Source organism: Flintibacter porci (assembly GCF_041925195.1).
Lineage (GTDB): Bacteria > Bacillota > Clostridia > Oscillospirales > Oscillospiraceae > Lawsonibacter > Lawsonibacter porci.
The window spans coordinates 158,918-174,557 of record NZ_JBHEVB010000004.1 but is presented as its reverse complement, the minus strand read 5'-3'; the positions used below and the strand labels follow the sequence as shown (position 1 = coordinate 174,557).

Here is a 15,640-nt window from a genome sequence, read left to right as displayed (position 1 = left end):
CGGAGCAATCCGCCAGGTCCATTTTTTTAGCCCAGATAGGCCTTCTTGACTTGTTCGTTGTTGAGCAGCTCTCGCCCGGAACCCGACAGGGTGATTTTGCCGGTCTCCAGCACGTAGGCTACATCGGCGATGCGCAGAGCCATGTTGGCGTTCTGCTCGATGAGCAGGACCGTGACGCCCTGGCGGTTGATTTCCTTGATGATGTCAAAGATGCCCTTGACCACGATGGGGGCCAGGCCCAAGGAGGGCTCATCCATCATGATGATCTTGGGGCGGGACATGAGGGCGCGGCCCACAGCCAGCATCTGCTGCTCGCCGCCGGACAGGGTGCCCGCCGCCTGCCAGGAGCGCTCCTTCAAGCGGGGGAAGAGCTCGTAGACCCAGTTGAGGTCGTCGTCCAGGCTGTCCCGGCGCAGGTAGGCGCCGATCTTCAGGTTCTCCAGCACGGTGAGGTCCGGGAAGACGTGGCGTCCCTCGGGCACCAGGGTGATGCCCTTGGAAACGATGCGGTCGGGGCTGAGGGCGGTGATATCCTCGCCCTGGAGGTGGATACGGCCATGGGCGGGTTTCACCAGTCCGGCAATGGTGCGCAGCGTGGTGGATTTGCCCGCGCCGTTGGCGCCGATGAGGGTGACGATCTTCCGCTCGGGTACCTCAAAGGTGATGCCCTTCACGGCCTCAATGCCGCCGTAGCTTACCTTCAATTCATCAATCTTCAGCATCGTCTGCCACCCCCAAATATGCCTCGATGACCCGAGGATTGTTTTGAATCTCCGCCGGTGTACCCTGGGCAATGAGCTTGCCGAAGTCCAGCACGTAGATGCGGTCGGAGATCTGCATGACCAGATCCATATGGTGCTCAATGATGAGGATGGTCAGATTGTATTCGTCCCGGATGTGGTGGATGAACTGGGAGAGCTCCTGGGTCTCCTGGGGGTTCATGCCGGCCGCCGGCTCGTCCAGCAGCAGGAGCTTGGGCTGGGTGGCCAGGGCGCGGGCGATCTCCAGGTGGCGCTGCAGGCCATAGGGCAGAGAACCGGCCACTTCGTCCTTCAGATGCAGCAGGTTCTGCTCCTCCAGCAGGGCCAGGGACTCCTCCCGCATCCGCTTCTCCTCCGCGGCGTTGAGGCGGAAGGTGGCGGAGAATACGTTCTGCTTGGCACGCATGTGCTTGGCGATGAGTACGTTGTCCAGCACCGACAGCTTGGAGAACAGGCGGATGTTCTGGAAGGTACGGGCGATGCCCAGCTGGGTAATTTTATCCGGGGTGGGGTTGAGGGTATGGGTATACTTGCCCTTGTTTTCCCCGGCGTACAGCTTCTGCATTTTGCCCTTGGGGAAGTTCTCCACCATGGGCTGATCCAGGAAGGAGATCCGGCCGTTGGTAGGCTCATAGACTCCGGTGATGCAGTTGAAGGCGGTGGTCTTGCCGGCGCCGTTGGGGCCGATGAGAGCCACGATCTCTCCCTTGTTTACCTCCAGGGACAGGTCATTAACGGCCACCACGCCGCCAAACTGCATGGTGATGTGTTCCAGCTGGAGGACATGTTCCAGGCTCATTTCGCCACCTCCTTGGTTTTCTTACGGGGTTTGAGCAGGTCTGTGATCTCCTTGTTGCCCATGATGCCCTGACGGAAGAAGAGCACCACGATCATGATGACCACGGAGAAGACCACCATGCGGAAGCCGTTACGGAACAGGCCCAGCTTGATGCCCAGGAAGGAGCCCATGTCCAGGCCGCGCAGCCACCACTCGGAGCAGGCCACATACAGGAAGGTGGACAGGACAGAACCGGAGATGGAGCCAATGCCGCCGATGACCACGATGAGCAGGATCTCATAGGTCATGGTGGAGGTGTACACCTTGGCCTGGGCGTTGTTGGCGAACATGGCAAACAGCGCGCCGCCCACGCCGGAGAAGAAGGAGCTGATGACGAAGGAGAGCATCTTGTGCTTGGCCAGGTTGATGCCCATGGCCTCCGCGGCGATCTCGTCCTCCCGGATGGCCTTGAAGGCCCGGCCGTAGGAGGAGTTGATGAGCATGACAATGATGGCCACACAGATGATCATGATGAGCATGGGGAAGAAGGAGGACAGGTAGAACACCACTTTGCCGCTGGAGTCGGTGATGTTGAAGTTGTTGAAGGTGGGGATCTGGGTGATCATGTTGGCACCGTTGGTGATGGGACCCAGAGCCTGCCACTGGAAGATGGCCCGGATGATCTCGGCAAAGCCCAGGGTGGCAATGGCCAGATAGTCACTCTTGAGGCGCAGCACCGGCAGGCCGATCAGGTAGGCAAAGAAAGCTGCCACGCAGCCACCCAGAATGATGGCCAGCAGCACGCCCAGAATGAGGCCGGCCGGGGTGTCCACCCCGCCGAACAGGTCAGGCAGGGAGAATTTTACCGCCGAGCCGCCGAACAGGTAGTACACCGTGTCCTTGGCGGAGACAGGGACCGTGAGGATGGCGTAGGTGTAGGCACCCAGCAGCATAAAGCCCGCCTGGCCCAGGGAGAACAGGCCGGTAAAGCCGTTGACCAGGTTCATGGACACGGCCACCAGGGAGTACACCGCGCCCTTTTTCAGGACCACAAACAGCTGGCTGGTGGAGGGGAGGGTGTTCTCCAGTACAGTCACCAGAACCAGCACCAGAATCGCGGCGGCCAGCCCCAGCAGGGCGCCCCGTTTGCTTCGTTTCTCTTGAATCATAGTGCTACCTCCTTACACCTTATCCGTGGCCTTTTCACCGAACAGGCCGGTGGGCTTAAAGACCAGAATGACGATCAGCAGGGCAAAGGTAAAGGCGTCCACAAAGGTGGTGGCACCCTCAAAGGGCAGGATCTTCACGAAGTTCTCGCAGATGCCGATGAGGAACGCGCCGATCACCGCGCCGGGGATGGAGCCGATGCCGCCAAACACCGCGGCCACGAAGGCCTTCAGACCGGGCATGGAGCCCACCGTGGGGACCACGGAGGAGTAGGTGGTGAAGTAGAGCATGGAGCCAATGGCCGCCAGAGCCGAGCCGATGATAAAGGTGATGGAAATGACGGAGTTGATTTTGATGCCCATGAGCTGGCTGGTCTCAAAGTCCTTGGCCACCGCCCGCATGGCCATGCCCACCTTGGTGCGGTTGATAAGCAGGGTGAGCAGGATGACCAGGGCCACCACCAGAACGGGAGTGAGCAGCACCACCCACTTGATGGAGGTGCCGGCCACGGTGATGGTGTCAGACAGGAAGGGGAGAGAGGGGTAGATCATGGGCTGACCGCCGGTGACGTAGGTGGCGGTGTTCTGGAGCAGGTAGCTCACGCCGATGGCGGAGATCATCACGCTCATACGGGGGGCGGAGCGCAGGGGCTTGTAGGCCACACGCTCAATGCAGAAGCCAAGAACCACCGTCAGGATGACCACCAGGGGCATAGCCACATATAGGGGGAAGGTGGCGCTCAGGTAGATGCCCAAGAGGCCGGCCACCATGAACACGTCGCCGTGGGCGAAGTTGATCAGGCGCAAAATGCCGTAGACCATGGTGTAGCCGATGGCGATGAGGGCGTATTGTCCGCCCACCGAGATGCCGAACAGCAGGGTGGAGATAAAAAATTCCATGGAATTTCCTCCTCAGTCAAAGTTTTGCTGGACAGTCCCAAAAAGAGGGGGAGACCGCCTCCTTTTGGGGCGGCCCAGCGGGAGGTGGATACAGAATTGGCGGGGACCCGAGGGGGCCCCCGCCAAACCGTAAATCAAATCAATTGCGGGGCGGGGAGCTTACTTCGCTACCGTCTGCTGAGTTTCCAGCTCCCAGGCACCGTCGTTGGTGGAGTGCTTGATATAGGCGGTGTCACGCACGGCATCGCCGTTGGTGTCGTCAAAGGCGATGTGGCCGGACACGCCGTCATACTCCACATCCCACAGGGCGGCCTTGATGGCGGCGGGGTCCACGCTGTCGGCCTTTTTGATGGCCTCGAGAGCCACATAGTAGGCGTCATAGCCCATGGCGGTGACCGCGGCTACGGTGTCGTTGCCGCCGTTGGACTCCAGAGCGCCGGAGGCGGTGTTGATGTAGTTCTTGATGCCCGCGTCGAAGTCAGGGCTGCCGCCCTCCTGATAGAAGGTGGACACGTACAGCTGAATGTTGGTGCCCTTGGCGGCCTCCAGGACCATGTTGTCGTCCAGGGTGTCAGAGCCCACGAAGGGGATCTCCAGGCCCAGAGAAGCGGCCTGAGTGATGATCTGGGTGGCGTAGGCGATGGACACGGGGGTAAAGATAACGTCGGCGCCCTGGTCCTTGGCCTTGTTCAGGTAGGAGTTGAAGTCGGAGTTGTTGGTGGGGAAGGAGTCGGTGATGACCTTGCCGCCGGCGGCCTCAAAGGCCTGCTTGAAGAAGGCGATCAGGCCCTGGTCGTACTCGTTGCCCGCCTCGCCCAGGCAGTAGGCGGTTTTGGCCTGGAACTTATCCATGGAGAAGTTAGCCAGAACAGTGCCCTGGAAGGGATCCAGGAAGCAGATGCGGAAGTAGTAGTCGTTGCCGGCGGTGACGTTGGGGTTGGTGCAGGTCACGCCGATGGCGGGGATGCCAGCGTTGCCGAAGGTGGGGCCGGCGGCGATGGACACGCCGGAACCGTAGGAGCCCAGCACCATGGCCACGCCCTCACTGACCAGCTGGGAAGCGGCGGTGGGGGCCTTGTCGGTGGAGGAGCCGTTGTCAGCATAGACCAACTCGACCTTGTACTCCTCGCCGCCCACAGTGACGGTAGGAGTCTCAGAGTTAGCATACTGCATGCCCAGCATTTCCTTCTTGCCGCCGGAGGCGGAGTCGCCGGAAGCGGGCTCAAACACGCCGATCTTGATTACCTTGTCGCCGGAAGCGGAGCCGCCGCCGGAACCAGAGCCGGAGCCGGAGCTGCCGCAGCCAGCCAGAGCGGCGATCATCAGGGCGCAGGACGTAGCCAAAGCCAGAAATCGTTTCATGTTCTTTCCTCCAATCTTTTTCGGGCAAATTCCCGAATGTCCACAACAAAAAGACAAATGTCCATGCGAACTTGTGGTTTATTATAGCAAAGTGAAAAAGAAAATGCAAGGGCAATTCAGGAAAGTTTCAGATTCAGCGATTTTAAGACGGAGGGATAAAAATAGGGCAGAAAAAAGGGAAAAATAAACAAAAGACGCCTCTGGCTTTTGCCAGAGACGCCTTTATGGGAAGGAAGAGTATTACTTCTTCTGGGCCTCGCCCTCGGGGAAGATGATCTTATTGACAAAGAAGATCACCATGGAGATACCGCCGTTGAGCACCACGGTACCGATGTTGTAGATGAAAGCGGGCACGAACAGACCGGCCACCGCCATCCAGATGCAGTTGATGGAGTTGACGATGCAGGTGATGATGCAGAAGGCGATGACGTACCACAGGATCTGGTAGGCCAGGTTGCCCTTGCTGCGGAAGACCAGGTTGCGCTGGAGGGGGAAGTTGATGCACTCGCCGATGACCATGGCGACCATGTAGGCGCAGAAGTAAGGCAGGCCGCCGTGGTCCACGTCGTAGCCAAGGATGTTCCACTGGAAGGTCTCACCAAACAGGGTGATGGGGATCCCCGGCCAGCCGAAGTCCACCATGGGCAGACCGGCGAAGGCGGCGGGCAGGAAGGTCAGCAAAATGTACTTAAAAACAGTAATGACGTTGCTGACAATGACGAACAGGCCGCCTTCCCGGATCCACTTGGCGGCTCCGGGATGCTTGGCCGCAAAATTATTCTAAAAACTCACAGTTTTTTGCTCCTCTCCTTCTTGACCTTCCCGTTGGCAAAGAAGCCGGCGATGGTCTTGCCAATGCCGCGGAAGAAGTGGCCGTTGCAGGCCTCCAGAATGGAGGCTGTCATCTCAGTGGTCACCAGTCCGTTGCTCATCTTGGCCAGGCCGCGGAAAGGCATGCTGTGGATAAAGAGAACGTTCAGGTTGGGCTGGTCCTTCTCTTCGCTCTTGCGCTGGATAGCGGCCAGACGGCCGGCAGCGAAGCGGGCCACGAAGCCCTTGGCGTAAATCATCTGGGACAGGCTGTCGTTGTAGCCCAGAGGCTGGGAGCGGTCCCACTTGTCCTGGGGGATGGGACGGCCCAGCAGGGTCTCAAACTGGTCGTCGGGGACGGCCTGGACCTGGGCGGAGTAGTAGCAGGACAGCTTCTCCCGGTCGTAGGGGATGGGAGCGCCGGTGCCCTCCACCTCCACGGAAGCGGTGAGCAGGATGTCGGCGGCGCTGGCGCCCACCTCCAGGCAGTACTCGCCGCCCTCGATCTCCCAGCGGTTGGTCTTCACGTTGAAGTAGCGGAAGGCCTTGTCATCCAGGGGGATGGTAACGGTGCGGCTCTCCCCGGGCTGGAGGAAGACCTTGGCAAAGCCCTTGAGCTCCCGCAGGGGAGTGGAGAGCTGGCTGTTGGGCCGGGAGACATACAGCTGGGCCACCTCCGCGCCGGCGCGTTTGCCGGTGTTGGTGAGGGTAAAGGTGACCTTCTCCTTGTCGGCCTTCAGGTCCGAGTAGGCGAAGGTGGTGTAGCTCAGACCAAAGCCGAAGGGGAAGCGCACGGCCTTCTGGGCGGTGAGATAGTAGCGGTAGCCCACAAAGATGGACTCCCGGTACTGGGCGGTGAGCTCCCGGCCGGGGAAGAAGTCCCGGTTGGGGGTATCGTCATAGACCAGGGGATAGGTCTCGGCCAGCTTGCCGGAGGGGTTCACCTTGCCGGTGAGGATGTCGGCCATGGCACCGGCGCCAGCCTGGCCGCCCAGATAGCCGTGGACGATGGCGGCGGCCTTGTCGTACCAGGGCAGCTCCACAGGAGAGCCGCCGGAGAGGACCACAACTACCTTGGGGTTGGCGGCGGCCACCGCCTCCAGCAGACGGTTCTGATTGGCGGGCAGGCGCATGTGGCTGCGGTCCATACCCTCGCTCTCGAAGATCTCAGGCAGACCCAGATAGAGCAGCACCACATCGGCCTGGGCGGCCAGCTGGACCGCGGCCTGCTGAAGGCCTGTGTCATCCTTGCCGTTGCGCAGGTAGCCCTGGGCGTGGCCCACTACGTCCAGACCGCTGGCCTTCAGGCAGTCCAGAGGTTTGTCCAGACGGGTGGGATTGACCAGAGAGGAACCGGCGCCCTGATACCGGGGCTCCAGAGCCATGTCGCCGATAACGGCCACCCGGGTGTTGGGAGCCAGAGGCAGCAGATCATTCTCATTCTTCAGCAGCACAGCGGTCTGGGCAGCGGCCTGACGGGCCACGGCGTGGTGGGCCTCCTGATCGAAGTCCCGCTTACCGCCGGCGGTGGCCTCATGGGTGGCCAGGATCACGTCCAGCAGCTGGTCTACCCGCAGGTCGATTTCGCCTTCGGTGATCTTGCCCTCTTTCAGGGAGGCCATCAGCTCCCGGTCGCTGTCGCCGATGGTGCCGGGCATCTCCAGGTTGCTGCCCGCCTTGATGCCGGCGGTCTGGCTGTTGCAGCCGCCCCAGTCGGTGACCACAAAGCCGTCAAAGCCCCACTCGTCCCGGAGGATCTCGGTGAGCAGGTGGGCGTTCTCGTTGGCGTAGGTGCCGTTTACCTTGTTGTAGGAGGACATGATGGACTTGGGATGGCCCTCCTTGACGGCGATCTCAAAGTTGGTGAGGTACAGCTCCCGCAGGGTGCGCTCATCCACCACGCTGTCGCTGGTCATGCGCAGCAGCTCCTGAGAGTTGGCGGCAAAGTGCTTGGGACAGGCGGAGATGCCGTTTTCCTGCACGCCCCGGATGAAGGCGGCGGCCATTTTGCCGCCCAGGTAGGGGTCCTCGGAGTAGTACTCAAAGTCGCGCCCGTCCAGAGGGCTGCGCTTGGTGTTCAGGCCGGGACCCAGCAGGACGTTGACCTGCTGGCAGGCGGCCTCCTTGCCGATGGTGCGGCCGCACAGGGTGGCCAGCTCCTCATCCCAGCTGTTGGCGATGCCGGCGGCGGTGGGGAAGCAGGTGGCAGGCTGACTGGCATTGATGCCTAAATGGTCGCCCTCTCCCAACTGCTTACGCACCCCGTGAGGGCCGTCGGACAGAAACATGCTGGGCACACCCGCCTTGGGAAAGGGGTAGGTGCTCCACACGTCCCGGCCGGAGAGCAGGGCGATCTTTTGTTCCAGGGTCAGCTTATCCAGAATGTCTTGGTGTTTCACAGTCTATCTCCCTTTCATTCAGCGGTATGGATGCAAATGTGGATGTAAGGGGGAATCCCCCCGGGGCAGCCGGGGGGATCTCCTAGGTAGTTAAGCCTGAGTGGAGGCGTCCTCCATCTTCTTGGACTTCTTGATGATCATCACAGCGCCGGCCACCAGGATCACACCCACCACCACGTCGATGGCGATGGCAGCGATCTGCCAGCCCTGCAGGCCGCCGCCGGACAGGTTGGCGGGGTCATAGGCGCGGGAATTGACCGTGGTGTACAGGATGTTCTTACAAGCCTGACGCATAGCCAGCACGGAGGTAGCGCTGGTGGTGTCGGTTACATGGTTGGTCTCGGTGTCATAGGCGACCAGCATGCAGTCGGTGCCGCCGCGAATAGCCTGGTCGGAATCCATGTAGCCGTACACACCGAAGTAGTCGGTGAGCACGAAGCCCTGGAAGCCCCACTCGTCACGCAGGACGTTGTTGAGCAGTTCGTCACAGGCGCCGGCCCAGGTGGTGCCGATGTAGTTGAAGGAGGACATGACCGCCTGGCAGCCGCCGTCCTTCACAGCAATCTCGAAGGGCTTGAGGTAGATCTCACGGATGGACTGCTCGTTGGCCCAGGTGCACAGCATGCCGCAGCGGTTGGTCTCCTGGTCGTTGAGAGCGAAGTGCTTCATGTAGGCGTACACGCCGTGCTCCTGAGCGCCCAGGATGGCGTTGGCAGCCATGTTGCCGCCCAGAACGCCGTCCTCGGAGTAGTACTCGAAGTTACGGCCGGCGAAAGCGGAGCGGTGGGTGTTCATAGCGGGAGCGTACCAGCCGGATACGCCCATCTCGTCGGCCATCTTGCCGATGCGCTCGCCGAAGTCATTGGCCAGATCCACATTCCAGGTGGCGGCGATCATGACAGCGGCGGGGAAGCCGATGGAACCCTTGCCGGTGAAGTTGTTGTTGATGGAGGCAGGACCGTCGCAGTCGATGAGGCCCTCTGCAGCGGCGGTCTCATAGAACTTGTAGCCCACATAGATGCCCTCTACGTAGTTGACAAAGAAGGGAACAGCGCCGTCCACGGCAAACTCGTCCATGTTGTCGTAGAACATGCTGCCAAAGTTGTTCCAGGTGGGGTCTGGGTCAGGTCGTAGACATAGGTGTCCACCATCTTGGCGGAGGGGTTCACCTCGCCGGTGAGGATCTCGCCCAGAGCGTTGAAGCCGGTCTGACCGGGGCCGGCCATAACCAGAGCGCCCTTAATGGAATCATACTGGTCCAGCCAGCCAAGCTCCATGGGGTTGGCGGCGTTGATGACCACGATAACGTTGTCAAACTCGCTGGTGACGCGCTCCACCATGGCGATCTCGCGGTTGCTCAGCTCCAGGTAGTGCTTGCTGGCGTCGCGGTCGTCGGTCTGGGAGCTGATACGCACACCGGAGGCACCCCAGGTGCCGCCCTCTTCAAAGGTGTCCTCGCCGTCATAGCTGGTGGGCAGGTCGGCGCCCTCGCCGCCGGAGCGGGAGATCACGATCAGAGCGGTGTCGGAGAACTCCTTGGCATTCTCAAAGATGCCGGCGGCGTCATACTCCTCCATGGTGGGCTCGGGGATGGTCCAGTCCTGGCCCCACATACCCACGGTGGGACGGGACTCACGATACTCGGTGTAGAAGTCAGTGATGGTGGTGTTGTACTCGATGCCGGCGTTGCTCAGGCCCTCCAGCAGGGAGACAGTGGGATAGGAGTCGGACAGGCCGCCGGAACCGGTGCCGCCGTAGACAGGGTTGGTGGAGGACCAGCCGAACACGTTGAGCTTGGTGTTGCCAGGGGCAGGGCGCCCTCGTTCTTCACCATGACGATGCCTTCTTCGGCGATGGTCTGGCACAGCTCATTGGCGGAAGCGGCAGTCTCGTCGGTGACGGAGCCGTCACCCATGGCCAGGGAGATGAGGCTGCTCATGGGGCCAAAGCAGATGAGGTTCACGGTGACGGCGATGGCCAGCACCATGGCCAGGGCGGCCTCGCCCCGGATCAGGAACTTCTTGGACCGGGCCATCTTGCGGCAGGCGACCATGGCCACGATGGCCAGGACCAGCACGACGGCAAGCCCGATCAGGTAGGGTTTGCAGGTGTTCAACACGGAGATTACGTCTTCAATGTTGATGGCAAGCATTCTATTCTTCCTCCTGTCGTGTTTTTGGGAAGGACGCACACAGAACAGCCCTTCCCGAATCTGAGAGGAGTTTATCACAACTTAACCTCGTTTTTTCATGAAAGGCACAAACTGCTGCCTTTTGGGCGCAAACTGTAAAAAATATTGTGAAAGTACAAAAAACAAAACCCCGCTTGTTTGGCAGTATAAACAAGCGGGGGTGGCCGCAAGGGGAAAGTTTTTCCGCAACTTAATGGTGCTCCAGCGGGAAGAGCAGGGTGAGCTGAAACCACTCGTCCTTGGCCTGAACCGTCATGGTGCCGCCGTATTTTTGGGCGGTGTAGCGCATGCTTTTCAGGCCGTAGCCGTGGTACTCCCGGTCGGCTTTGGTGGTCATGGGCAGACCGTCCTGAAAGACGGGGGGAGCGGGACAGTAGTTTTCACACCGAATGACCAGAAAGTCCTTTTTGGTATAGACCTCCAGGTGAATAAGCCGCTTTTCCTTATCCGGAATGGACAGTTCGCACTCAATGGCGTTATCCAGAGCATTGCCGAACAGGGTGCAGATGTCCATCACGTCCATAAAGGACAGCCGGGCTCCGTCGGCCACGCAGGTGAGCTTGATTTGGTGCTTGGCACAGTAGAGGCTCTTGCCGGTGAGCACCGTGTCCAGCACCGAGTTGCCCGTCTTGTTCTGGGCCTCGTAGTGCTGAATTTCCTCCTCCATCTGGTCCAGAAAGGCGGAGCGGCGGGCGGGGTCCTCCTCCGCCCGGAGCACGGCGATCTGGTGTTTGAGGTCGTGGTATTTGCGGTTGATGACGTCGATGGACTCCCGGGACTGGCGGTACTGTACATACTGGTTTTGCAGAATGTTCTTGATGGCGTCCAGTTCCCGTCGGGTGTGCAGCTCAAAGAACTGGATGTGGTAGGCGTAGAGAATGACGACACCGGCCAGATCCACCAGGGTGCGGATATTGGCGATCTCCTGCTCCACCGAGCTGGTGAAGGGGGTGTTGGCGGTGACAAAGCTCATATTGCTGATGAGAAAGGCGGCCAGGCCCATGGAGGCGGCGGACAGCAGCTCCCGTCCGGTCATCCGGGGCAGGTTGCCCCCCTGGGACACCCGCTGCTCCAGGTGGTAGGCCAGCAGAAAGACGGCGCCGTATATCACAACAAGAAAGACGGTCGCCGGAACAAAACCATCGATCTTGGTTTCCCACACAAAGAAGGCGTACAGCTGCCACTCCAGTGAGGCGGTGAATTCCGCCAGCAGGAAGGCGCGCACCGTACAGTAGCCCGCACCCAGCAGGTCGCTGCGGCCGCAGAACGCCAGGAACAAAAACATGAGCCCCACAGCTACCGCCATGGCGGGCATCCAGAAAGCCACGGGGAGGGAGCCGGTTCCCTCCAGCCACAGAACCTGCACCACCAGTGCGCCCGCTGCAGTCAGCCAGAACCGGGGGCCGCGGAGCCTGCGGGAGTACTGGAGCAGAAAGAGCATACAGGCTCCCCACTCGGCCAGAGCAGTAAACAGGCGGGGCATGGTCTCACTCAACGGGTGCCACCTCCCATGTAGGCGGTGAGGGCCTCCAGGAAGGGGGCCTTGCGGGAACGGCTGATGAGCAGCTTATGCTCTCCCACCAGGGCGCAGTCGTCCTGGATTCCGTCCACATGTGCCAGGTTCAGGAGATAGCCCTTGTTGCTGCGGAAGAAGTGGTAGCCCTCCAGCTTCTCCTCCGCGTCCTTGATGGTCCCGGCGCTGACATACTCATCCTCCGCGGTGTGGTAAATGAGGCGGTGGCCCTGGCTCTCCACAAAGGTAATGTCCTCCACCGCCAGCTTCATGGCCCCTCCTTTGATGGGGACGGTGATATAGGTGCGCTCCCGGCGGCGCATCCGGCTCAGCGCCCGGCTCAACCGCTGGGAGAAGGTGGTGTAGCCCACCGGCTTGAGCATGTAGTCCAGCGCGTCCACCTCATAGCCTCGGATGGCGTATTGGGCCATGTTGGTAATAAAGATGATGATGACCTCCGGGTCGGTGCGGCGGATCAGCTCCGCGGTGGCCATTCCATCCAGAAAGCGCATCTGGACATCTAAAAAACCAGATCAAACTGGCCATGATACTGCTCCAGCAGATCCTCTCCATCTGCAAACAGAGACACCTCAAAGCTTTTACCCGATTCCCGGGCGTATTGGTCCACATAGGTTTGCAGTTGATAAGCCCAGGACAGATCGTCCTCAGCCACAGCGATTCGGATCATCCGGGCACCTCCCTTCCGAAAAAATCTTTCTGGATCATACGGCCGGCATTTTTTCATATTTACTATACCAAAGAAAGCTACCTGGGTAAAGAGAAATGCAAAAAATGATGCAGGAACAACACCATACCTGGGACAGGAGGATATTGACAATCCATGCGGGAAAAAGTACTCTTGTACCAGATTGTAATGAAGGGGGAACTCTTATGAAAAAGCGAGTGGGTATCCTGACCTCCGGCGGTGACTGCCCGGGACTCAACGCGACCATCCGCGGTGTGGCCAAGGCCCTGTATCAGCGCTTTGGGGAGGACGTGACCATCGTCGGCATTTCCAACGGCTTCTCCGGTCTCATCAACGGCGAGTGGCGGGAGATGAAGCCCTATGAATTTTCCGGTATCCTTACCGTAGGCGGCACCATCCTGGGCACCAAGCGCACGCCCTTCAAGCTCATGCGGGTCGTGGGCGAGGACGATGTGGACAAGGTGGCTGAGATGAAGAAGAACTACGCCGCCATGAAGCTGGACTGCCTTCTCTGTCTGGGCGGCAACGGCACCCATAAGACGGCCAATCTTCTGGCTGAGGAGGGCCTCAACATCATCGGCCTGCCCAAGACCATCGACAATGACATCTACGGCACCGACGTGACCTTTGGCTTCCACTCTGCCGTTGATATTGCCACCGAGGCCATCGACCGGGTCCACACCACCGCCGGCAGCCACAGCCGCTGCATGCTGGTGGAGCTGATGGGCAACAAGGCGGGCTGGCTCACCCTGTACGCAGGCATCGCCGGCGGCGCGGACATCATCCTCATTCCCGAGCGTCCCTACACCATTGAAAAGGTGTGCGCCGCCATTGAGAACCGGGCCAAGCAGGGCAAGCACTTCTCCATCCTGGCCGTGGCCGAGGGCGTCTACGACGTCAAGGAGTCCCGCATGAAGAAGAAGGAGCGTCTGGCCAAGCGTAAGGAGGAGGGCATCACCACCGCCACCAACCGCATTGCCCGCCAGATCGAGGAGATGACCGGCTTTGAGACCCGCACCTGTGTCCCCGGACACACCCAGCGGGGCGGCAGTCCCTCTCCCTACGACCGGGTGCTGGCCACCCAGTTCGGCTCCTACGCGGCCAAGATGGTGGAGGACGGCAACTTCGGTATCACCGTGGCCATGAAGAACAACCACGTGGGAGAAAACAAGCTCGCCGACATCGCCGGCAAGAGCCGCCTGGTCCCCGACGGCCACGGCATGCTGGAGGTGGCCCGGCGCATGGGCATTTCCCTGGGATAAAAGGGAATCCAGGGGTTGACTTTTGATTGGTTCTGGGTTATGATACTTTAACGGTTTAAAGATTGAAACCGCAAAAGTATCCGGGCCTCGCCCGGTTTTGAAAGGAACGAGCGCCATGCCTATCACCGATCTGCTGGAGCGCAACAGCAAGCTCTACGGCGACGAGGTCGCCCTGGTAGAGATCAACCCCGAGGTTCAGGAGACCCAGCGGGTCACCTGGAAGGAGTATGCGCTCATTCAGCCCACCTCCACCGCACCCTACCGCCGGGAGATCACCTGGTCCGTCTTTGATGAGAAGGCCAACCGGGTGGCCAACCTGCTGTTGGGCCGAGGGCTGAAAAAGGGCCAGAAGGTGGCCATTTTGCTGATGAACTGCCTGGAGTGGCTGCCCATCTACTTCGGCATCCTCAAGGCCGGAGCGGTGGCGGTGCCCCTGAACTTCCGCTATACTGCCCAGGAGATCGAGTACTGTGTGAAGCTGGCCGACGCCGACGTGCTGTTCTTCGGCCCGGAGTTTATCGGCCGTGTGGAGGACATTGTCCCCTCTATCGGACGGGAGCGCCTCCTGTTCTTTGTGGGTGAGACCTGCCCCTCCTTTGCCGAGGACTACCACCGCGCCACTGCCAACTGCTCCTCCGCCGCGCCCAAGGTGCTGGTGGACGACGAGGATGACGGCGCCATCTACTACTCCTCCGGCACCACCGGCTTCCCTAAGGCCATCCTGCTCAGCCACCGGTGTCTCCTGCAGGCGGCCCGGATGGAGGCCATCCACCACGAGACTACCCATGAGGACGTGTTCCTGTGCATCCCGCCTCTCTATCACACCGGCGCCAAGATGCACTGGTTCGGTTCCTTGTTTACCGGCAGCAAGGGAGTCCTGCTGAAGGGCAACAGCCCCAAGGCCATCTTTGATGCCGTCTCCCAGGAGCGGTGCACCATCGTGTGGCTGCTGGTGCCCTGGTGTCAGGATATCCTGGCCGCGCTGGACCGGGGCGACCTGAAGCTGGAGGACTACCAGCTCAGCCAGTGGCGGCTGATGCACATCGGCGCACAGCCGGTTCCGCCCTCCCTTATCAAGCACTGGATGGAGTATTTCCCCCACCACAAATACGATACCAACTACGGCCTGTCCGAGTCCACCGGCCCGGGCTGTGTCCACCTGGGGATGGATCACATCCACAAGGTGGGTGCCATTGGCGTTCCCGGCTACGGCTGGAAGGTGAAGATCGTGGACGAGCAGGGCCAGACCGTGCCCCAGGGCGAGGTGGGCGAGCTGTGCGTCAAGGGTCCCGGCGTGATGCGGTGCTACTACCACGACCCCGAGGCCACCGCCGCCGTGCTCCACGGGGAGTGGCTCCACACCGGCGACATGGCCAAGCAGGATGCGGACGGTTTCTACTTCCTGGTAGACCGGAAGAAGGACGTCATCATCTCCGGCGGCGAGAACCTCTACCCTGTCCAGATCGAGGACTTCCTGTCCGCCTACCCCAAGATCCACGATGTGGCCGTCATCGGCCTGCCCGACAAGCGCCTGGGCGAGATTGCGGCCGCCATTATCCAGGTGAAGGATGGCATGACCTGCACCGAGAGCGAGATCAATCAGTTCTGCACCGACCTGCCCCGGTACAAGCGGCCCCGGAAGATCATCTTCGCCGACGTGCCCCGCAACCCCACCGGCAAGATCGAAAAGCCCAAGCTGCGGGAGAAGTACTGCGGCGTGCGCCTGGTGGAGGCCCAGAACCAAGCCTGATATGCCAACAGCCCGTCCCTTTGTGGGACGGGCTGTTTTTGT

Annotated in this window: 15 protein-coding genes; 2 read left to right on the top strand and 13 right to left on the bottom strand. The window is 60.6% G+C overall.

All coding sequences use genetic code 11. The features are described 5' to 3' along the window. Nucleotides 1–26 precede the first annotated feature (26 nt). The 13 genes from ACEVJL_RS05850 to ACEVJL_RS05790 all read right to left on the bottom strand — a co-directional run bounded on the left by ACEVJL_RS05850 (nt 27) and on the right by ACEVJL_RS05790 (nt 12,568). On the bottom strand, nt 27–722 hold the full coding sequence (locus tag ACEVJL_RS05850) for an ABC transporter ATP-binding protein (RefSeq protein WP_008982114.1): 696 nt from the start codon (nt 720–722) through the stop codon (nt 27–29). Then, nucleotides 709–1,560 carry an ABC transporter ATP-binding protein gene (locus ACEVJL_RS05845; protein WP_302670967.1) on the bottom strand — a complete coding sequence of 284 codons (852 nt, stop codon included), beginning with the start codon at nt 1,558–1,560 and terminating at the stop codon, nt 709–711. The genes ACEVJL_RS05850 and ACEVJL_RS05845 overlap by 14 nt, the downstream gene beginning before the upstream one ends. Next, entirely contained in the window at nt 1,557–2,708 is a 1,152-nt protein-coding gene (locus tag ACEVJL_RS05840; protein ID WP_110441431.1) for a branched-chain amino acid ABC transporter permease, read from the bottom strand. The genes ACEVJL_RS05845 and ACEVJL_RS05840 overlap by 4 nt, the downstream gene beginning before the upstream one ends. Nucleotides 2,709–2,720: 12 nt before the next feature. Beyond that, nucleotides 2,721–3,605, bottom strand: a complete 885-nt coding sequence (locus ACEVJL_RS05835) for a branched-chain amino acid ABC transporter permease (RefSeq protein WP_374737174.1) — start codon at nt 3,603–3,605, stop codon at nt 2,721–2,723. A gap of 159 nt (nt 3,606–3,764) precedes the next feature. Continuing rightward, a complete protein-coding gene (locus ACEVJL_RS05830) occupies nt 3,765–4,967 on the bottom strand; it encodes an ABC transporter substrate-binding protein (RefSeq protein ID WP_374737173.1) in 1,203 nt (400 codons plus the stop codon). A 240-nt stretch (nt 4,968–5,207) separates the two neighbouring features. Then, nucleotides 5,208–5,648, bottom strand: coding sequence for a hypothetical protein (locus tag ACEVJL_RS05825; RefSeq protein ID WP_374737172.1), 441 nt, complete (start codon nt 5,646–5,648; stop codon nt 5,208–5,210). 107 nt (nt 5,649–5,755) lie between these two features. Then, nucleotides 5,756–8,176, bottom strand: coding sequence for a glycoside hydrolase family 3 C-terminal domain-containing protein (locus tag ACEVJL_RS05820; protein ID WP_374737171.1), 2,421 nt, complete (start codon nt 8,174–8,176; stop codon nt 5,756–5,758). 90 nt (nt 8,177–8,266) lie between these two features. Further along, a complete protein-coding gene (locus tag ACEVJL_RS05815; protein ID WP_374737170.1) occupies nt 8,267–9,268 on the bottom strand; it encodes a glycoside hydrolase family 3 N-terminal domain-containing protein in 1,002 nt (333 codons plus the stop codon). Continuing rightward, the gene (locus ACEVJL_RS05810) at nt 9,202–9,963 is read right to left on the bottom strand and encodes a glycoside hydrolase family 3 C-terminal domain-containing protein (protein WP_374737169.1); all 762 of its coding nucleotides are present in this window, start codon (nt 9,961–9,963) and stop codon (nt 9,202–9,204) included. The genes ACEVJL_RS05815 and ACEVJL_RS05810 overlap by 67 nt, the downstream gene beginning before the upstream one ends. After that, nucleotides 9,867–10,328 (bottom strand): hypothetical protein, encoded by a 462-nt coding sequence (locus tag ACEVJL_RS05805; RefSeq protein ID WP_302667260.1) that lies wholly within the window; start codon nt 10,326–10,328, stop codon nt 9,867–9,869. Before ACEVJL_RS05805 ends, ACEVJL_RS05810 begins: the two co-directional genes overlap by 97 nt. Before the next feature lie 229 nt (nt 10,329–10,557). Then, on the bottom strand, nt 10,558–11,862 hold the full coding sequence (locus ACEVJL_RS05800) for a GHKL domain-containing protein (protein WP_374737168.1): 1,305 nt from the start codon (nt 11,860–11,862) through the stop codon (nt 10,558–10,560). Further along, the gene (locus ACEVJL_RS05795; protein WP_325207696.1) at nt 11,859–12,392 is read right to left on the bottom strand and encodes a LytR/AlgR family response regulator transcription factor; all 534 of its coding nucleotides are present in this window, start codon (nt 12,390–12,392) and stop codon (nt 11,859–11,861) included. The genes ACEVJL_RS05800 and ACEVJL_RS05795 overlap by 4 nt, the downstream gene beginning before the upstream one ends. Before the next feature lie 8 nt (nt 12,393–12,400). After that, nucleotides 12,401–12,568: a hypothetical protein gene (locus ACEVJL_RS05790; protein ID WP_325207697.1), complete on the bottom strand. Its 168-nt coding sequence runs from the start codon at nt 12,566–12,568 to the stop codon at nt 12,401–12,403. A 203-nt stretch (nt 12,569–12,771) separates the two neighbouring features. Between ACEVJL_RS05790 and ACEVJL_RS05785 the strand changes: the two genes are divergently transcribed. Further along, nucleotides 12,772–13,848, top strand: coding sequence for a 6-phosphofructokinase (locus tag ACEVJL_RS05785; protein WP_008982103.1), 1,077 nt, complete (start codon nt 12,772–12,774; stop codon nt 13,846–13,848). 115 nt (nt 13,849–13,963) lie between these two features. Further along, nucleotides 13,964–15,598 (top strand): class I adenylate-forming enzyme family protein, encoded by a 1,635-nt coding sequence (locus ACEVJL_RS05780; protein ID WP_235398396.1) that lies wholly within the window; start codon nt 13,964–13,966, stop codon nt 15,596–15,598. Nucleotides 15,599–15,640: the final 42 nt, after the last annotated feature.